Annotated in this window: 20 protein-coding genes; 19 read left to right on the forward strand and 1 reads right to left on the reverse strand. The window is 35.3% G+C overall.

Features of this window, described 5'->3' with window-relative positions:
* Positions 1-12 precede the first annotated feature (12 nt).
* From IGJ01_RS04670 to IGJ01_RS04750, 17 genes are all read left to right on the forward strand, one after another.
* The gene (locus IGJ01_RS04670) at positions 13-1,185 is read left to right on the forward strand and encodes a phage tail tip lysozyme (RefSeq protein ID WP_430601458.1); all 1,173 of its coding nucleotides are present in this window, start codon (positions 13-15) and stop codon (positions 1,183-1,185) included.
* Positions 1,186-1,195: 10 nt separating this feature from the next.
* Positions 1,196-1,846, forward strand: a complete 651-nt coding sequence (locus tag IGJ01_RS04675) for a hypothetical protein (protein WP_430601459.1) — start codon at positions 1,196-1,198, stop codon at positions 1,844-1,846.
* A gap of 15 nt (positions 1,847-1,861) precedes the next feature.
* On the forward strand, positions 1,862-2,209 hold the full coding sequence (locus IGJ01_RS04680) for a hypothetical protein (protein WP_430601460.1): 348 nt from the start codon (positions 1,862-1,864) through the stop codon (positions 2,207-2,209).
* 55 nt (positions 2,210-2,264) lie between these two features.
* On the forward strand, positions 2,265-3,200 hold the full coding sequence (locus IGJ01_RS04685) for a conjugal transfer protein (protein WP_430601461.1): 936 nt from the start codon (positions 2,265-2,267) through the stop codon (positions 3,198-3,200).
* A 23-nt stretch (positions 3,201-3,223) separates the two neighbouring features.
* Positions 3,224-3,508, forward strand: coding sequence for a hypothetical protein (locus IGJ01_RS04690; protein ID WP_079158031.1), 285 nt, complete (start codon positions 3,224-3,226; stop codon positions 3,506-3,508).
* 81 nt (positions 3,509-3,589) lie between these two features.
* Positions 3,590-3,988, forward strand: a complete 399-nt coding sequence (locus IGJ01_RS04695; RefSeq protein ID WP_430601462.1) for a TcpE family conjugal transfer membrane protein — start codon at positions 3,590-3,592, stop codon at positions 3,986-3,988.
* Positions 3,989-3,997: 9 nt separating this feature from the next.
* Entirely contained in the window at positions 3,998-6,541 is a 2,544-nt protein-coding gene (locus tag IGJ01_RS04700) for an ATP-binding protein (protein ID WP_430601463.1), read from the forward strand.
* Between the two features lie 12 nt (positions 6,542-6,553).
* Entirely contained in the window at positions 6,554-8,905 is a 2,352-nt protein-coding gene (locus IGJ01_RS04705) for a CD3337/EF1877 family mobilome membrane protein (RefSeq protein WP_430601464.1), read from the forward strand.
* 15 nt (positions 8,906-8,920) lie between these two features.
* Complete coding sequence (locus IGJ01_RS04710; RefSeq protein WP_430601465.1) at positions 8,921-11,095, forward strand: type IV secretory system conjugative DNA transfer family protein; 2,175 nt, start codon at positions 8,921-8,923, stop codon at positions 11,093-11,095.
* Positions 11,085-11,507, forward strand: coding sequence for a thioredoxin family protein (locus tag IGJ01_RS04715; protein ID WP_430601466.1), 423 nt, complete (start codon positions 11,085-11,087; stop codon positions 11,505-11,507). The genes IGJ01_RS04710 and IGJ01_RS04715 overlap by 11 nt, the downstream gene beginning before the upstream one ends.
* A 759-nt stretch (positions 11,508-12,266) precedes the next feature.
* A complete protein-coding gene (locus IGJ01_RS04720; protein ID WP_430601467.1) occupies positions 12,267-13,178 on the forward strand; it encodes a replication-relaxation family protein in 912 nt (303 codons plus the stop codon).
* A 525-nt stretch (positions 13,179-13,703) separates the two neighbouring features.
* On the forward strand, positions 13,704-13,970 hold the full coding sequence (locus IGJ01_RS04725; RefSeq protein WP_430601623.1) for a hypothetical protein: 267 nt from the start codon (positions 13,704-13,706) through the stop codon (positions 13,968-13,970).
* Positions 13,971-14,003: 33 nt separating this feature from the next.
* Positions 14,004-14,384: a hypothetical protein gene (locus IGJ01_RS04730; RefSeq protein WP_430601468.1), complete on the forward strand. Its 381-nt coding sequence runs from the start codon at positions 14,004-14,006 to the stop codon at positions 14,382-14,384.
* A gap of 54 nt (positions 14,385-14,438) precedes the next feature.
* Positions 14,439-14,858, forward strand: coding sequence for a single-stranded DNA-binding protein (gene ssb, locus IGJ01_RS04735; protein ID WP_430601469.1), 420 nt, complete (start codon positions 14,439-14,441; stop codon positions 14,856-14,858).
* Positions 14,859-14,955: 97 nt separating this feature from the next.
* Positions 14,956-15,231, forward strand: coding sequence for a hypothetical protein (locus IGJ01_RS04740; protein WP_430601470.1), 276 nt, complete (start codon positions 14,956-14,958; stop codon positions 15,229-15,231).
* Positions 15,232-15,266: 35 nt separating this feature from the next.
* Positions 15,267-15,530 carry a hypothetical protein gene (locus IGJ01_RS04745; RefSeq protein WP_430601471.1) on the forward strand — a complete coding sequence of 88 codons (264 nt, stop codon included), beginning with the start codon at positions 15,267-15,269 and terminating at the stop codon, positions 15,528-15,530.
* Positions 15,531-15,556: 26 nt separating this feature from the next.
* Entirely contained in the window at positions 15,557-15,997 is a 441-nt protein-coding gene (locus IGJ01_RS04750) for a DNA/RNA non-specific endonuclease (RefSeq protein WP_430601472.1), read from the forward strand.
* 718 nt (positions 15,998-16,715) lie between these two features.
* On the opposite strand, the gene IGJ01_RS04755 is transcribed toward IGJ01_RS04750, so the two are convergent.
* The gene (locus IGJ01_RS04755) at positions 16,716-18,212 is read right to left on the reverse strand and encodes a helix-turn-helix domain-containing protein (RefSeq protein WP_430601473.1); all 1,497 of its coding nucleotides are present in this window, start codon (positions 18,210-18,212) and stop codon (positions 16,716-16,718) included.
* A gap of 814 nt (positions 18,213-19,026) precedes the next feature.
* Here IGJ01_RS04755 and IGJ01_RS04760 point away from each other — a divergent pair.
* Together IGJ01_RS04760 and IGJ01_RS04765 are read left to right on the forward strand one after the other, a co-directional pair.
* Positions 19,027-19,230 (forward strand): hypothetical protein, encoded by a 204-nt coding sequence (locus tag IGJ01_RS04760; protein ID WP_430601474.1) that lies wholly within the window; start codon positions 19,027-19,029, stop codon positions 19,228-19,230.
* Positions 19,231-19,563: 333 nt separating this feature from the next.
* Positions 19,564-19,908: a DUF7006 family protein gene (locus IGJ01_RS04765; protein WP_430601475.1), complete on the forward strand. Its 345-nt coding sequence runs from the start codon at positions 19,564-19,566 to the stop codon at positions 19,906-19,908.
* The last annotated feature ends 104 nt before the right edge of the window (positions 19,909-20,012 follow it).

Consider the following 20,012-nt stretch of genomic DNA (forward strand, 5'->3'; position numbering starts at 1 on the left):
GAAGGATCAAACATGAAGAAAAAGCTTCTTTTATGGTTTGGGTTCGGTTGTCTACCCACACTATTACTATGTATGTTTGGTTTTCTGTTTATGATAGTTTTGATTAGTAGTGGTTCTGAAGAGGAAGAAATCGACTGTAGTCCAACCGAAATTGTCGCAAGTACTATCTCATTAACGAACCAAGGCATGGAGACAAACGGGCTTCAAATTGCAAAGGAAGTACAAAAACATATTCCAAATACGACATTAGAAGGTCTAGCGGGTATGTTAAGCAATTTTCAACAAGAGTCGAGTATGAGTCCAACAGCGATTGAACGACCAAACGATCCATTATCTGGGCATGGGATTGCACAATGGACGGCAGGACGAACGACTGCTTTGAAAAATTTTGCCAAAGAGCGAAACAAAGAGTGGTCAGATTTAGGTGTACAAGTTGAGTTTTTGATTCATGAACTAAACACAACAGAAAAGGCTTCACAAGTTGCGTTACAAGCAAAAAGCGTGGAGGAAGCAACGGAACTTTGGCAAGTGAAATTTGAGCGTGCAGGGATACCAATGATGGGGAATCGTATCAATTTTGCGAACCAATGGTATGCAAAACTAGGAAAAAATGACAGCGATCCCGTCGCTTCAGTTACATTAGAAAATGGGGCAAACGCAGGAAGTAAAGACTTGACCGATTATTGTCTTGAAACAACAGGAACAAGCAGTTCTTCCGATAGCAATGTATTAAATGTAGCCAAAAGTCTGATTGGTTATTTCCATTATTCACAACCGCAACGGGCACAATTTGGTAGTTTCGAAAATCCAGATAAAAATGGTTATGCCGATTGTTCGAGTTTCGTGTGGCTTGTTTTAACGAAAGCAGGGTATAAAACACCTGCGAACGTTGGGTGGTTTACCGGCTCAATGACGAGCGACGCAAGAGGAAGTAAGCAATATTTACAAGAAATACCTGAGAGCGAGGCAAAGGCTGGCGATATTATCATTGTGAACTTAGGTTCTGGTGTGGGAAATGATGGACACACAGCTGTTTTAGCGGAAGATTGGCATGGACTTTCTACGAAAGTAATCGAACAAGGGGGAATGAACAATAACGGCGTAGGTGAAGGGCAAGTCAATCTATCGTTTGGGTATTTGCTTAACGGTGGAGACATTTGTTTTGCTCGACCGATAAAGAAATAAGAGGTGTCAAATGAAGAAACGATTTATTTATGTTTGTGTAGGCGGATTGTTCATATTTGGTGTAGGTAGTACATTTTTTCTTATTCATGAAAAGCAACAGCTGACCACAAAAGAAGAGAAATTGACGGTGGAGATAAACAAGTTCGAAGAAGTGAAGAAAGGACAAGAAGCCCTTGTAACGTCACTCAAAGAACAACTTAAACAAGTAGAAAGCGAGGTCACGACGTTAAAAAAAGCAAATGAAGAATTGAAAAACAATGATTCAACAGAAAAAGGGAACATTCAACTTTTTCAAAAAACAGTGACAGAAGCGTTTGGTGTTCTTTTTAATTATGAACCTGACTCTTTTCAAGAACGCAAAAACAATTGTGCACCGTATCTTTCTGACAAACTGATGAAGCAATACTTCAAAGAAGGTGTTTCCTATGGTGATTCAAACGGGGTATCTTCTGAATTAGAGAAATGTTCAGTGTATCTAAAAAGCACACAAAATGCGACCATTGAAGGACTTGTCGTTGTAACGTATCGCAATAAAATTGGTGATAGTTCCTGGAATAATGCCATGAATATTTTTGACGTACACTTTGATCCAGTGTCAAAAAAAATCACATTTATGCAAAATTTGGGAAGTAGCTTTAATCAACAACTTTTTGAAGAATAAGAAAAGGAGAAGGTCATGGAAAGACAAGAAGAAATAAGAGGGGTACAAGAAGTACCAACAAATCAAGTAGAAGAAAAACAGAAAGAAACGGCTCTTTCTTATGGAAAGAATTTTTCTTTTTTACGTCCAGCCATTCAAATCAGTGTGTTCGTTTTGTGGCGGATACACAATAATTGGTATTCGGTAGGCAGTCAACTATTTTATCAAGAAATTTGTCATGCTTTATCAAAAAAATACAGTCAAAATGCCTACAAAGAAGCACTTGCCTTTTTGGAGGGGGCAAGTGTGGTCGTCCATGAAGTAGTGATTGTGGACAAAATACCGAAATTATTGTTAGAACGGTATGGCATTTCTCATGAGTAATGCAAAATTTAATCCACAAGCGTTCCAAACTAAGCCACCGAAACAACAGAAGGAAATGAAAAAAAAGAAACGTTTTTTGTTTCAAAAAAAGAAAACAGAACCGTCGGATCGAATGATCCAATTTTCGCAAAAAAGTGCCATGAGTGTGTTTTCAGGCACTTTTTTTTGTTTGTTTCTGTTAATGGGTGTCGTGCTCCTCCTAAACTTTGGACGAGTGGATACATTAACGCGTTTAGCAGTGAAAAAACAAGTGAATCCAGAAACATTATTAACCGAAGTCAATCAAACCTTGTCTTCTACGGAACAATTGAAGTACGAGGGACAACATTTTATTGAAAGGTTATTTACTTATTCGCCAGAAAAACGAAACGAATGGGAGACTTCCGTCAATCACTTTCTTGCACAAGGTTTGGAAGCGTCTGATTTAGGATTTGTAACGACGTCTACCAATCGAGTAACAAAAGACGTTCGCTTTATTAAACTAGAAGAAATTGATACAACACAAGCGATGTATCGGTTGTTTTATGAGGTAACTTTTACAGAAGGGGACCATTGGAAAAGTAGTCAACTTTCTTTTCCAGTCAGTTATCAAAACAATGTTTTAAAAGTACTTGATGGTGTTCAATTTTTGAATCTTTCTGAGAGTAAGAATACCAATTCTGTGAACTATCAGGAAAATCGTTTTTATTCTTCTGGGCAAGCGGTCAATGAAAGCGAAGAAATCAAGCTGGAAGCATTTGTGAAACGGTTCTTTGAGTTATATGTCAAAAACGATGAAAAATTGGCATTGATTTCTAACGAAAAAGGATTAGAAGGCGGCGAATTGGTCAATGTACAACTGGATCATGCAGTAAAAAACAAAGAAGGGAATTACCTTTTACAAGGGAAGTATCGTTTCTATTTTGAGAAAGGAAACGAGTTCCAATCAAACTTTTCAATGGAAGTAAAAACAAGTGGTGATAGTTATTTTGTTACTACGTTAAATGAATAAAATGAAACTAAAGGAGAAGGAAAATGAAACTTTTTGATCTTAAATCGCTATTTGATGATGTATCTGGACAAGTCATTTGGCTATTGGCAATCGTTGCGATTGTTCTAATGGTTGGTGCTTATGCGACCCAAGGCTTTGCGCGGGCAGCGTTTGCCATTATTGGCGTCTTTATTTTGATAATGCTCGTCTTATTGTTATCGAATGCCGTTGATATTGGTGAATGGTTAAAGGACATTATCTTTATTAAGGATAGTGAAGAGAACGTGGGGGTAACGCAAATGATTGTGCCCTGGATACAATTATCATAAGAAAAAGACAAACTGCAAAAGCGATCAGAAGATTAGAACTTCTGGTCGCTTCTTTTTTTGTAAAAAGGAGGCGAAGTGAACATGGAATACAACTATACAAAGGAGTTTAAGCACCCTCACAAAATTTACGGGATTAAAGGACAAAAAATTCCCTGGATTTCTAATGGCATTCGCATGGAACAATTAGTCATAGGTGGGGTATTTCTCTTCATTCTTTTGATCCTATTTTTGATTGCTTATGTGAATCAAATTAGTTTCTTACAGACACTGTTTCGAAAGTCCTGGTTGATTATGCTTTTTGGGATTGGTGTTCTCGTTTGGACATTGTTTTCAATGAAATGGGACAATAAACACTTTTTTGAGTATTTAATTGGGCGAACGTCCTATTATCAGAAACGGAAACAACGCTTTGAACATGAACTGTATGTGCCATTTTTTCATGAAAAAGTGACGTATTCCCTACACAAATGGAAGGAGTGAGTCGAATAAATGGCGTTTTTGTTTCTTTTGGTCGTCTTTATTATCGGGATTTGGCAGTTCAAAAAGAAAAAAACGAAGCTTCCTCGATTAGAATTTCCGATAGAAACAATCATCCGAAATTTTGTCTTGACCAAAAATGATGAGGTGTGGGTAGGCTATCAACTTTCTTCCCAAGTATTTCCTTTAAATGACATTGATTTTTTCAAGAACTATCTTCAAGATGGCGAAGGCATACTTGGACATGATGAATATGACTATCATTTTATCAATATTCCACGTCAATTTAACCTAGATACGCACATTGAAGAAACCATTCGAGATTTGGTAAAGGGAGAATGCGCAGATCTTGGAAAAGTGTACTTTGAACAGGCAGGAAAGATTTTAAAAGACGAAGTGCAATTAAACGAGTACAGGACGTATCTGTTTGTGCGTTTCACTACAGAAATGAAAGTATCTGATCCGATCGAATATTTTCAATTGCTTAAGTACGTTTTTAAAAAGTTTATCTATCGTATTACGGGGCAACGGGTTCCTGTAAGTAGTGTGTTACCAACGTATGAAAAATTAGAAAAGGAACTCTATGCCGAATTGTCCAATTATAAGCATATTGAGCGTTTATCTGCCCAAGAGATTGGACAGATTTATTATTATTTTTTCCATCGATCAGAAGAAAAAATACCTGAAAGACAGCTTACGCCAATGGAAATTTGCGAGGGCGTCATTTCGAATGAAGCAGGATACATTGCGATTGAACAGTTGAATCAAACGCATTATTCGACGTTTTTAAGTCAAACGGAGGCTCCTTTAGCCATGTATGGCAGTAGTTTTATTCAAAATCTTCAAGATAGCTTATCTTTTCCAATTGATACACATGTTCGTCTTCGATTTGAGCACCAAAAATCTGACGAACGAAAAATTAATAAAATGGCAGGACGGATTTATGAACAAGAAAAAGAATATGAGACCGTTGACGGCATTTTAGATTCCGATGATGTGTTAAATTTTGGCACAGAGCGATTAATGGATTTAAAAGATAAGCTGAAGCGCAAAGAAAAACGATTGTGTTATTCTACCGTCACGCTGGTTGTATCCGCTTCTTCAAAAGAAGAATTGGAAGAACGAGTCAAAGATATTGAATTTGCGATTGAGTCTACAGATTTTAAATTTTATCGATCGGTAGCGGATCAATTGACACTGTTTAATCAATGCTTAATTGGAAGTACGCAACGTTTTAGAAGTTACGAGCAGGTCGCTACGACAGGCTTTGTGGCAGATTATGGCTTGGACTTAAAGAAAGAAGTAGGAAATAAGAAAGGATTTCCTTTAGGACGGATTGTTATTGCAAAAAAGTTTAAATCTGCGAAAGAAGCGTTAGCGTTATCTAGTAAACTGGTATGGTTTTTTCCTAATCTGACAAAGAAAAGTATTGAAGGAGCCGTTCATACCAATGGAAATACGTTGATTATTGGTCCACCAGGGCAAGGAAAATCAGTCCTTGTAAAATATATCTTTTTGTGGTTGATGTTTTTAGGACAAAAAGTTCTCTACATTGATCCGAAAAATGAGACGCAAAAGTTCTTTTTAAAGGCACTGGAAAAGTTTGGACATATTCCCGAATTTGTAGCTATGTATGAACGAATTAATTTTATTTCGTTATCTTCAGATGAAAGCTGTCGAGGGATGCTTGATCCTCTATTGTTTTTACCAAAAGAAGAGGCCATTCAAACCGCTAAAAATGTGTTAGGAATGTTAGGAGAAGTAGATACCAATCGAGAAACAGCGAGCCACAAAAAGACAGTGATCCAAGACGCTATCGATGTAGTTTACACCATGCCAGGTAAGCATTCGTTAAGTCAAGTTATCGAAGAAATTCGAAAAAGTGACGAAGAATTAGCTAAATTGATTTTAGGGCATAGCGTTGGTTTAGGAAAGATTCTCATTGGGAATGAGCACAGTACGCCGATACGTTTTGATTCACAAATCAACGTGTTAGGGACGCAAGGAATACGCATTCCGACTCAAAAAGAGATTGACTCGGGTCGACTAAATAGCGAACAACTTGCAGGAATGGCGATTATGGAAGTCATTATGAAGTTTACGTATATTTTTTCTACAAACAAAGAAGAAGACGCTGCGATTATTTATGACGAGGCAAAAGGGTATGAAGATACCGCACAAGGAAGCTATTTGATTGATGATAGCTTGCGAAAAGGACGTGCGAATAATACGGATATTTACCTTGTTATACAAGCGTTTAAAGATTACGATCAAGAAGATAAAAAAGAGTTAATTTCTTACAAATTTGCGTTTCGTCCGAAACAAAAAGAAGCACGAGAGAAACTATTGTCCTTCTTTGATATGGAAGTGAATTCAGCCAATTTAGAAATGATGGAACAATTACAAACAGGCACTTGTTTGTTCCAGGATCATTTGGGAAGAAATCAACCGATTGCCATTGATGTGTTGTTTGATAGTTGGTTATTGGCTGTTTCTTCTACTGAAAATCAAGATGAAAAAATTCAAGCAATGTTAGAAAATGAAAAACAACGATAAAACAAAAAAGAGGTGGTTTTTTTGCGAAAAAAATCTCTGAAATGGTGGACGCTCCTTTTATTGGGGGGTCTTTTTTTCTGTCTACAAGGGGCTACTGTTTCTGCCGATCAAATGAACGATGGTGTGGGTGTCACTGAAACCGATCGTTCTGAAGGAGAGAATGCCAACGATAAAGTAGAAGTAAAAGAAGTAACGACTGATGTGGATCAATTGTATAAAAATTACAAAAAGAATTCGTTTGAATTGATGACCAATGACTATGAGTCAATGAACCTTAAAAAAAAGCTATCGTACAATGTTGCAGGAGTGATGAAAAATTTTGTTTGGAGTGGCGTAAAAATGTTAGGAGAATTCAATGCCTCAATGGTTGAATTTCTCTTTGAATTAGATATTATTTCCGCCATTCGAGCCCCTATTCAAAACTTAACACAAAAAATTGCGGACAATATGTTAAGTATTGCAGGAACTATTGGAATCAGTTTTTCAGCAATTATGATGGCAATCAAATATGCCGGAGAGGCTCGAATGAAACAAGCACTTCGCGTGTTTCTTATGACGATTCTTATTTTTACTGGGTTAAGCGTATTAAAAGATTCTGGGACAAATAAGAATCTTTTTGATGTTCTTTTTTCTTTAGATTCTACAGTGGAAACGGCGTTCGTGAAGGTCAATCCAGTGTTAACACCTGAAGAAGAAACAAATTATGAAACAAAAGAAACAGAAGAGGTAACAGCGGATAAAAAAGTGGAAACGGCAGGCAAATTGATGGCGGCACGGGTCTTTTATAGTAATGTCTATGAACCATATCTGTTGTTAAATTATGGCACAACCAATGTAGACACAATTCGTGAGAAGAAAGTCAAATATGCTGGAAAAGAATATGATCGAATCAATCTTTTATTGGACAATGATTTAGGCACAAAAACAGGGGAGAAAATTCATGATAAGGTCACAGAGTATGAAGCAGATAAACTGAAAAACAAGAACATACAATACTACAATAGTTGGAAAAATACAGCATTTGCCTTGTTTTATTTTGTCGTAAATTTGATTCAAACCGTTGTTTATTTTGTCTTAAGTATGTTTCGATTGATTATTGGAACTATGCAACTATTGTTAGTACCGATGTTGCCGTTCTTACTTTTTTTAGGATTGTTTCTTGTCACAATGAATGTGTTTGGCAACTATGCTAAAGTTTTTGGTATTTTGACGTTTTTAAAAGGAATGACAGGTTTTGCATGTATCCTTTTTTCTTCTTTTCTTAGTTACGGGTTCCAATTAAGTAGTACACAAGACGATCCATGGAAAAAAATTCTCTTGATCATTGTTTATTTGTTTGCGCCGTTGGGAATTTATTTGTTCCGAGGGTTTTTAGGCAGTTTATTTACTGGAAGAATAGGTGTCCGAGGAGCGTTAGCTTTTGCGGGAAATCCATTTGGGACAGAGGCAAAATTGAGAAGGGACGCCAAACAACGGTTGAAAGAACGCAAAGAAGCGAGAAAAGCACAGAAACAAAAAGAAAAAGAAAACGCACGGAAGAGACAAGAACGTCATCGAAAACGTGGGGGTGGCTCAGACGTTCGTATGCCACAAACTACGAAACAAGCCACACGAAGTGCTTTTCGGCGTGAATCCGCACAACAACCTCGTCATAAAGCACCAAATCGTATGGAACGTATGGCACAAAAAGCACGAGACTTGCATGATCAAGCGAAACAAGCAGAAGAGCAAAGTCAAGAACGTATGCAACGAACAGCAATGGAGAAACAGGCAAGAAAAACAGCCGATTTATTACAACGAGAATTGCAAGGCAATCCTAGTCTAAGAGAAAGAAGTAGAAAAGGTGCGTCTCGTAGTCCGTATCGCAATCAGGGTTCTGCAATGGTGGTGCCATTAGCGAATCCAAAGCAAAAACACAAGTCTTATGGTCAGAAGCATACGCCTAGAACAGAATTGAACGATCGAAAACGTCGTCAGGGACAAACAAGTCGTCGTCGGAAGGAGGCACTTACTCCCGTAACAAAAACAAGTTCGATGAAAACCCGGACAGTTGCCGGACAAAAACATGCGGTACAAAAACCACTAAGAAAAGGGAATGTACCAAGAGCAACAGGTTCTACCACACCGAAATCTGTTCGACGTCCAGAGGGGGTTCGGGAACATATGTCAGCAGTCAATCGAGTAACAGCACAAACCAAAGCGCCTTCAACCGTATCTAAAGCATACTCAACCATGAAACAAACAAAATCACCAAAACAAGCACCGAAGACACGGAGTGAGTTTCGAGCAACGCAAGCAAAAATGAAACGAAAACGAGAAAAACAACCGATTTATCGAAGAGAAATGAAACAACGAAAACGATAGGAGGAAATCGATAGTATGATGAATGCACCAAAACGACCGACGCATTTTGAGCAAATGTTTTCTGTCGATCGCAAAAGAAAACAAGAAAAAGAAACGCCAAAAAGTCGGTTTCAACAACTTTATTTTATCGTCACTTTATTAGGTGTTTGTCTATATCCATTTTTTATTGTAGGCAGTATTCCTTTAGCGATTGTCTTTGCGATAGATAAAAAAGAGACACGTGCACATATTTATGACTTTGAGTATGAGAGCTTCTTAAAACGAAGAAGCTCTCTTTTTTTTATTTTTGCGTTAGGTTTTACGCTATTAAATCTATTTTGTTTTATTTTTGTTCTTCCTAGAGGGTATTTGTCGTGTTACTTATTATTTCCATTAAACTTGTTTTCTCATGCGTTGCAGTTCAATGGACAAACAGTTTTTGCCCTTCTTTTAGGAGGGACAGGTGCAGGAAGTTGTTTGATTGCGTATGCGTCTTTTATTGAAAAAAGAAAGGTTGTTTCAAAGAAAGAACGACAAACAGCTATCCAAAACAGCAAAGAATACAAGGAACGTCGGAAAAATAAATTTCAAGAGTCCCAAAAATATACAGAAGAGTATCAGCAAGCGTACCAGGTAGCAATTGTCATAAAAGACGTTGCCTTGCGGAATAAACAGCTGGCTTCATTAGCCAAAGTGATTCTATTAGGAACAGATGAGTATGGGCTCCCTTATGTAATGAACTTTAGTGAATTGAACCAACATGTGATTATTCCAGCGACTACAGGTTCAGGAAAAACGACGGTGATTCAATTACTAGCAGAACATGCGTGTAAGTTTCGTATCCCAGTTATCTTAGTCGATGGGAAAGGAGCAGGAGAGACTTTACAGGCGTTAAAAGAAGTGGCAGAGGCATATAATCGCCCGTTTGAAGTCTTTGTGGACGGAGGCGATTTGCGTTATAATCCTGTAAAAAATGGCAATGATATTGCCGTTCGAGACAAATTAACCAATCTAGCAGAAACAGAAAGCGTGTATTATTCAACGGCAGCCAAAGCGTTATTACAGGTAACGATTCAGCTTTTAGACGAGTTCCAAAAGAGCCATAAAATTGAAAGAAATCTAGTTTGGTTACAACATTATTTATTGCCACGAAACGTCTTACATTTGTTTGCGGATCGTATTCAGCTGAAAAATCCAGATTTATTTAAAGAAAAAGTGGTCGTAGAAAAGAAGAAAACCACGAAGAAAAAAACGAAAAAGAATGAAGCGATGGACAAAACAGAACGTGATTTTGCCGATGTGGAACAGTTAAGTGAAGAACGAATGATTGAACATGATCGTAAAACCGTTGACTTAGAAACGTATTACCTATTATTAAAAGAAAACATTTTTCTCATGACAGAAATCGAGCAAACGTTGTTTAAACGGTTGTTTGTTCGTTACGAACATAAGAAGAACCCGTTTTATTTGTATGCGACTTCTGAGAATTTACAGACCAATATCAATATGTTATTGGATAGTGAATTAGGGGAGCTCTTTGATACTTCTGGAGGAAAAAGAGAATTAGATATTCAAGAAGTTGTCGGGGAAGGGAAGATTGTTTATATCTCGTTAAACGGATTGATTTATAGTGAGTTTATTCGGACATTGGCTCAAATGCTTGTGGGAGATATTAATTTCTTTGCGTCAGAAGTGTATAGACAAGTAGGAGAAACAGCTAATCGTTCAAAAGTCTTAGTGGTGTTTGATGAACCCGCTTCTTATTTAAATGATAAGCTTATAGATTTAGTCAATAAGGGACGAGGTGCTGGGGTGCATGCGGCGTATGCCCCTCAAACGCTTGCGGACATTGATAGAATTGATCCTGTCCTTCGAAAACAGTTGATTGGGAATGTGAATACGTTCTTTATTGGGAAGACAAATGACCCGACAGAAATTGATTATTGGGCAGATTTAATGGGGACAGAAGAAGACATTGAATTAACAGAAACGACGACACAAGAAGCAGGCTATTCTGATATGGGAAAGGTTGATTGGACAGGAGAAAGAGGTACGAAACGAGACGTAGACCGCTTTAAATTCAATCCGAATCGCATTCGAGCATTGAGAACAGGAGAATTTGTGGTGTATCGAACAGCTGAAGATGTTCAGGAGCCACCGCGAGTCGTCTATATTCGGAAACCAAATTTGGAGAAACAACATGCGAAATAAGAAAGCTATTGTTGCGATGCTTATTGTCAGTTGTTTCTTATTTGGTTGTTTTAAGATTGTAGCGAATGATGACAAATTGAACGGAAAACTAATCGAGAGTGACTTGGAACAAGTGTTAGCACTTCAAAAAACGAACGCGTCATTTTTTGTGTATCTAGCAAGAAATGATTGTAAAAAGTGCCAAGAAGTGGAATCTTTCTTGGAAAGATACGACAAAAAATTCTCTAGAAATGTGTATCGAATTGAAACAAGAAAAGAACCAAGACAAGAAGCACTTCAAATGTTTTTACAACGTTACCGTATTAAAAGTGTGCCAACTTTTCTTATTGTTCAGGACGGAAACGTCAAAAAAATTGAGAGAAAAACGTTCTTTTTTGAGCAAACTTTGAAACAATTTCTTCCTGATTTTTAGTGAAATCTGAAAGAAAGTACGTTGAGAAAAAATAATATTTTATCAAGTGTTTCCTCTTTTTTCGATTGAATTTATTTTTTCTTTTGAAGCAAATTCAATTGCTTTTAGAACAAAAACGCTTCGGAAATTTAACGAAAATCAATCGAAATTTGAAGAAGATTTTACTCGAATTGAATCGATTTTGAGATAAAATCAAGTAAAAATTAAATGGATTTTGTTTGAAATCCGTTTATTTTTTTTTTGCGTTTCAGGGCAAGTATAAGGCAAATATAGGGCAAACAAAGGGCAAATAGAAGGCAAACTTATATGATGGAGGAGGGCTGTCGGCGCTTGGTATTAAAGGCATTCTCCGACTTCCAGGTTTTTGACCATTTTCTCTCAACGTGGAAAAACCGCCACTTATGAGAAAAAATGGTCAAAAACCTAAGCGGGAAGTCTCCGAATAACATACCAAGCGCCGACAGCCAACAGATAAAGAATACACTACTAAAAATAGTAGTAGCATAAAATTTAAAAGGGAAAAAATCAACCCCTACCCCAATCTTGGGGTCTCAAAACTAACTCCCCCCTAACCCCCTCTTTCAGCCTCTTTTGAAAGAGGGGGAGAATCAACCCCACGGCCAACGCCCCAGTGTTCTTGGGGCTGTCCAGAACAGAAACTTGCGAGAGAGTGGGAGTAAAACAAGTGTAGAGGAAACTTGAAGACTTGTTCGAACAGAAACTTGCAAGAAAGCATTATTAAGTTGAAGGTGATGAAATATGAAGTATTTATTGCATGGCTATTTTATTGATTATTCTGCTCGTAATTGTACTAGTCTGTCAATTTTATGTTTACTTCATGAATTAAGAGTAGTAACAAAAAAACAGTTAGAGCAATTATTGAAATTTGATTTGGACATAAAGGAAGATGGATTAAATAAAGTATTGGGAAAGCTATATAAAAAGAATTTAATCGATCGAAAAAAATATGGAACAGAAATGTATTATTATTTAACGAAAGAAGGACACCAAAGTATAGGTGGATATTATACGTTGCCGAAAGTTCCTGAATATAATTTGAATCACCATTTACAAATTAACAATTATTTGATTAAAGGAATGGAATTGGCAAAAGACCACCCACATTTAAAACGGATTATTTCAGAAAGACGTACCGTCTATGAAACGAAAGATTTAAATCCTAAAACAAAAGGAAGAAAATTTTTTGTGCCAGATTTTATTTTTCGTTTTCGAGACAAAGAAAATCATGAGATCAATTGGTCCTTTGAAATTGAGCTAACGTTGAAAACACGTCGTCGCTACCGTGAAGCGATTTTTCCGAAATATATTCGTGAGTTGCGAACACGTCCTGAATCACATTTAATTTATGTGACACCTAGTGGCGCAATTCAAGAAGAACTTCATGCGTTTAAGCGTATTTTTTTCAAGCGTGAAACTGAAAAAGATGCGAGTCAACAAGAATTGTTTGAGCGGTTGCATATTTTTTCTGCTTTAGAGTTTGAAGAGGGATTAAAAGAACTATTAGAGAATGATCCAGCAGTCAATTGGCGGACAGTAGAACGAGAAAAAATTTATCCGAATGGCGCTGTTCAAAGTCGTTTGAATTTATTTGAAGAATCAACTGAAAATGAGGAAAAACCAAAAGTGAAGTTTACGCCTGAAGTATTGTAAAAGAGGGTGTTCGCTTCGCTCACATTTGAAAGAGGGAAAGAACGAAGACAAGCTTCGTTCTTTTTTTGTGCCAGCAAGCTGGCACAGTTCAGACGCAAGCGTCTGAACCGGCTCGTTTTTAGGAAGGACTAGCTTGTTGGATTTATCCGTTGTCAAAGAAGTGGACGTTCGAGAGTCCCTAATCGTCTAGCAGTCATTCGGCGAGTATAACCTAAAACATAACCTGCCAATTGCCAAGGGTAAAATGCACGCTGCGCGCCCTTGGCAATTGGCAGAACATGTTTTCGAGCCGGTTATGCCGAACGACCGCTATACGAAAAGGGCCTCTAAACAGAAGTCCACTTTGATCCTTGACAACTGAAACCCAAAATCAAACAAGCAGGCCTTCGTCTAAAAACGAGCCGAATGAAGACCTTGGGGGTTGCACCCCCAAACCCCCGCGCCCCCGACACACTACCGAAAAGGTGGGTGGGGGTGGCGAAAAAATCAAATAAAACATTCTATTCAAGAAAGGAAGAAACAACCATGACAACTAAAAACGAGCAACTGAAAGAACAGGCAAGAAAAGAATTGCAAGAAAGAGGTTTGATTATTGAGGGGAGCTTTGAAGGAGATTTTGAAACCTATATTGGTTGTTATGCTAGACCAATCAATAAACCTACCGCATTAGACCCGATGAACGAACAAGAAGTACAAGACCAAGAAAAATATGCCGTAAATGGCTTTTCGCAGGATTTTACCGAATGGTACGAGTGGGAAATTAACAACGGCAAGCTTGAAAACTTTTTATAAAAATCACATGACGTACAAAGAGAATGATTCTCTTTGTACGGTAAAAAAATAAAGGGAGAAGGAAAAAAGAAAATGGAAAAAAACACACCTTATCAAGTGGGAGATATTTTTTATAGTAGTTGGGGCTACGAACAAACGAACGTGACGTTTTGGCAAATTGTGAAGCTAACAGAAAAAACAGCATGGTTTCAGCCTATTCAAAAGAAAATGGTCGAGCATTATTCGTCCATGAGTGGAAAAGTTGTTCCAATGAAAGACAAGTTTATAGAGTATCCTTTAGCAAAAACCAAAGACAGTATTGTAAAAAAACGGATTGATCCAGAAAGCTATCCTGATATGTTATGCGGTTATCGTAGTTGGGACACGTTTCATAGATATAAAAATCAAGCTGTTTATGAAAGTAGTTATTATTAAGGGGATAGTTTCCCCTTTCAAAAATAATCAATATAAGAATGGAGAGAAAAAATCATGATGAATTCAGTGAATTTAGTAGGACGTTTAACAAAAGAAGTGGATTTAAAGTATACGCCAAATGGCAACGCGACAGGTACGTTTATTTTAGCTGTTAATCGAAATTATACGAATGCAAACGGCGAGCGTGAAGCAGATTATATTCGTTGTGCAATCTGGAGAAAAGCTGCGGAAACTTTAGCAAAATATACTGGAAAAGGAAGTTTGATTGGTATTAATGGGCGACTGCAAACAAGGAGCTATCAGAATCAGCAAGGGCAGACAATGTATGTTACAGAAGTTCTAGTGACAGATTTCTATTTGTTAGAGAGTAAAGAAGTCAATGAGCAACGAGCAAAAGCGATAACGAATAATCAAGTAGAGCAATCAACGTTTGAAAATGATGTTCAAATTTCAGATAGTGACTTACCATTCTAAACATGTCGTTATACCGCATTTTTAAGTGAAAAATAATTTTGTTCTATGCCTGATTTCTTCAGGTATAGAACCATAAATAGAGAAGAGGCGATTTTTTATGAAAATCATTGACAGTTACGATCAACGAACCATGCAATATTTGGGTTCTTTTGAGTATACAGATGAAAATATTATCAATTACGTTGCAAGTTTACCCCCTTATCAAAGCGTTCGCTTGGTAGATTTCGCAAGTGATGAATTGGTATTAACAACGATAGGCAACTTTTTAGATTATGTCCCAGATCAAAAATGGTTGGAAAAAATTTTGTCTAAATTGATTGCGAAACAAACAGGTGAAGAATCCATAAATGCGATTCAATTGTTCAATCGATAGGAACAAGAAGACAATTTTTTAGGAGGAGAGAAAAAATGAAACGATTAAAACGAAGTATTTTTATTGCGCTAGCATTGATTGGTTTTATTGGGACTGACTGTGAAGCAATTGATATTCAAAAAGCTTCCTTATCAGAAATAAAACAAGCATTAATCAAACAAGATGAAGAACAACTACTAAATACACAAGTAGAAATAGTGAATCAAAACCAACCGAATTTTTCTGAAGAAGACTTTTCGTTAGAAAATGGCAACTGGCAAATTTTTTCAGATTTGGATCGTTTGAATCGAGAGGCGTAGCCAGCGCACTTTTGCATAAAAGCATGATGCCAACAGGAGAACGGGAACGCTTATATATTAAGCCGACTGGCTGGAAACAAAAGAAAATGAAGAATGGCGATTATCTTTATAATCGTTGTCACTTGATTGGATATCAGTTGACAGGAGAAAATAACAATCCCAAAAATCTGATGACAGGGACACGATCATTTAATACCCCTGGAAGGATAGAATATGAGAATAAAGTAACTGATTATCTGAGAACGACTGGGAATCATGTTCTTTACCGAGTCACACCAGATTTTCAGGGAAATGAGTTAGTGGTAAGAGGCATGCGTATCGAGGCACAGATTATAGAAGTTGATCGGGTATCGTTTCATATGTACGTGCATAACGTGCAAGGTGGATACACGATTAATTATTTAATAGGAGAATTTTATGTAAATAAAAAAACCAGTCCTTTTTTCTTAAAAAGGACTGGAGAATAACATAAAAATTGTTGAAATTTTTAGCACTTATATTTTAAGAGAAAAGAGAGGGGATTTCTATAGTTGTAGGTTGCTTATCTTATCACTTTATCTTATTCTTTATTTCTTCTAATGCACCATCACTATATCTGGTTTTTAAAGAATGTTGAATCCCTAATTTGTATTTAATAAAGAAATCAGTTTCTTACAAAACAATTGTGAGATGCGTTATTCTAAGCTGTTGATTGTATCGAAAAAGATTCGGTTATTCCTATGTGTAAAGTGATAGAGGAGAAACTGGCAGGTCTCGTAAGCCATTGTTATTTGCTTGACATAATTCTAACGTTCATCGACAGCCCTTTTTGCATCATGGGGCTATGAAAGGATCGATCATATCGATAATTGGAATTGTATAGACCATAGGTGTGATTAAGTTTTTTTTACAAATCACTTCAATCGTCGACGCTTTGTCGGTTCTGTATTTTGAAAGTTGTTTATTGTTTTAATTCATTGCTGGATTATACGTGGATTATTTGCTTGACAATGTGAAAAATAGATTAGAAGTTATCAAAAAGCTTTGAGTTGTCCTAGAATCAGTTTTTCTCCAACGAGCATTCATGAATATAATTATTTATCTGGTACGAACTTGTTGTTGGCCTAGTTGTTAGATCTGTAGATCTTTTTTTTAATTAATCAATTAGTAAATGAGATGGATTAATTAAGAAAGCTGAATTTTGTTTTATTCATGCGATAAGGTATCTTTCCATGTTAACTTTCTATCGATTAAATTATAAAGAATCCTTTTTAAATCTTTATTTATTGTAGGGATTGAGATTTCAAACACATCATGATTATTTTCTTTCTTATTAACTAATAATGAACGTTCACAAATTATTATATGAGGCATCGACTTAATGTAAATTGGTATACTATCTATGTCATAATACATGATGTCATCAATAGAATTAAAATCTAAATTAAGCCATCTTTTAAGGTTTTCTCTGTAAATAACATGAGAAAGTTCATCTTTTGCAACGATGATTACAATTGTTTTTAATGTAGACTCTTTTAAGAGCGAAGCAGTTGCTTGTACACAGAATTTTTCAAAAGAAATCTCACTAATCTTGATATTGGACAAATTTAGTTCGTTTTTCCATTGGTTAAAAGCTTTTTTAATTTTTACTAAACAATCGATTTGGACATTTGTTAAGTAATAATGTTTGTCAACAATGAAGTTTTGAGTATTATTCCAAAGAGAGTTTATAAAAGTTAAAAAGGGTTTTTCAAATGAGATATCGTTTAGTAGGGATGTACTAAACTCGTATTCTAATTTTCGAATCAAACGTGTAATATTAGGATCAGTAGCAATAGTGAAATTTCGTTCTATAAAATAGTTGGTCTCAACTAACAAATAATTTGTTGTGTTTAATGACAAAGATTTATAAATAAAGCTTAGGAAAACTATCTCTTCGGTATTTAATGCACAATCCTTTAATATTTTGTAATTTATCGAATTGATTTTTTCAAAAGTTAAACTAGAAGTAGTGATTTTACTTAAATACTCTGAAGATATGGGTAACTTAAATGAACTCACGTTGCTTTTATTCTCTCTATGTACTGATAAATAAGTACCCAGAAGAAGTAGCTTGTAGTCTCTATGATTAATTTCAGGATTATTTAAAAAGTTACTTAAAATTGTATTGGTTAACTTTTTTGCGATAGACATATCATCTTTGTCAACAGATCCATCTAGTAAATCTGATCTCATCCAAATTGATAAAATAACTAACCGATATTCAAACTCATGATTCAAAAAAGTTTTCTTTTTATCCATAATTCCAGAAGCAATAAAGTATTCTTCTACTTTCTTTTTGAGATGAAAAGCTTTTGTAACAGAAACAAATTCATTTTCAACAATGTCTAAGTAATTTTGTTCTCCCATTAAATATCGAGCACAAACTCGTAAAAATTTAGATTCATTATATAACTCACGAACAAGAGTATAGTAAGAAGAATCAGTTTTAAATTCAATAGAAATAGTTTTACTGGAGATAGATGTATTTAATATATGATGTTCTAGAAATGCACTTAATTTTTCAAAATCTCTTTTGATGGTGGTTGCATTTACGTTTAGTTTTTTTGCGACTTCGGAAATATTCAATTCCTTGAGATCTAAGAAGTATTCTGTTAATTTAACCTGACGCATAATATCTTTCTCAATATAAGATTCTATCATCTTGATTCGTCCTCTCTTATTGTTTTGTGTCGATAAATCATAAGAAAAAATAATTTTGAAAAAGGAACATCTGTAACGTTAGGAATTAAAATCAGTTTAAGAATCATATAAGTTAATGGAAGGGAATAAGATTGCTTACTACCATTTTTATAAATAAAGATAGTTTATGTTGCAAGTGAGCATGATGCTGAATTCAATGTGTAAGTGAAGAGTGAGTTCATGGAAAACAGGAAGTTATAGCTGTATGTGCAAATCAAAATAATTAATTAGGGTATCAACGATTAATTTAGTTGTCTGTCCTCGCTTTCGATAGATATGATATGTAAACGTTATTTATTAAAATAACTCATAGTATCATTTAAAATTACTCTTTTAAAATCAACACATTTAACTTTTTGTAAACCGAATTTTTTTATTCTTACACAAAGTTTCTGCCTTAACTAATTTTAGCATTTTCAGTATTTAAGGGGAAGGATTACCGCTAACTAAATTTCTTTTAATTATAGTTTCATACATAAAAAATTCAGTCGTACGATTTTTTTATAGAATTGAGAGAGATAAAAAAATTTGCGAAAAATGATAAATATCTGAATAGAGCTTGTGTACTTTATTTTTTTTTTTGATTATTAGTGTATGAGATACAAAAATTGAAAAAAAAATCTTTTATAAATTACTATAATCACTACAGTAGTTGAAAAACAATTGAAAAATACAGTTTTTAGTTTGGACTGAATAGACTTATAAAAGTATAGAAAAGAAAAACTAAAGCATCAGTATTTTCTGAGATTTATATTATAAGGAGATTGAAGATTCTATGTTATTGGAAATAGGTATGGAAATTATTGGGAAGGATGCTAATGGAGTAAAATGTCGCGGTTTTGTAGCTATTTTTTTGGAAAATTCAGTTATAATTGAAAATGGGACGGAACGTTATTTACTTTCAAAAAAGGAATTGAGTAAGCTAGGATATGAATTCCCTAGAAATAGGAAACTGAACAATAGATTGAGTTTAGTATAATCATGAGAGATGATTATTGAAGATGAGAATAAACAGAAAGAATGCGATTTTTTCGATGAAAACAGCGAAAGTCTTTTAATTTTAATCAAGTTGCTGTTTTTTGTGCTCTATTGATTGTATTAAGTATTATAACTAATCTCATTTTTATTATGTTTTTACTTTTTTAGTCTTTCTCATATTTAAAATGTTTTTTTAGTGATCAAAGAGAAAATCCGTTCAAAATGTGTTACTTACTCTAGAATACATATAAAGTGTTTGAGATATCTAAAAGTTAATTGGTGGATTTAGTAAATTTAAGGTTGTTTATTGTCAATTTAGAAAAGGAGGTAAAACATGTCGCTGTTCAAAACTCAGGAAGAATATATAGAATATTTTCAGGGTACTCTTTTGGGGAGAAGAAATGAGACCGAGTGGGATGATTACATAAATAAGCAACTATGTAGGTTAGATGAACTAACTGCTATTATTTCAGAAGAAACGTTCTGGCAAGTATTTCCTCAAATATTAGGGATTGATGCTAGACTTAATTTACTTGCTGAATTTATTTCATATGATGTTTTTTCTTCCCAAGAAATTATTTGCATCGTTGAAAATGATTTTCAAACTTACTTCAAAGAATTGTGCGGATATAATCTAAAGATGCCGGTTAAGCCCTTAATGATCTTTAATGTCGACTGACGTTTATTTTTATGATTAGATGCTAGAAGGAGTATTTTTATAATCGTTGTTATTAATGTTTTCGTAGTTCCAATAATATTGGCACCGTGAGAAAAATTGATCCT

This window comes from Enterococcus sp. AZ089, assembly GCF_050547225.1.
Lineage (GTDB): Bacteria > Bacillota > Bacilli > Lactobacillales > Enterococcaceae > Enterococcus_D > Enterococcus_D entomosocium.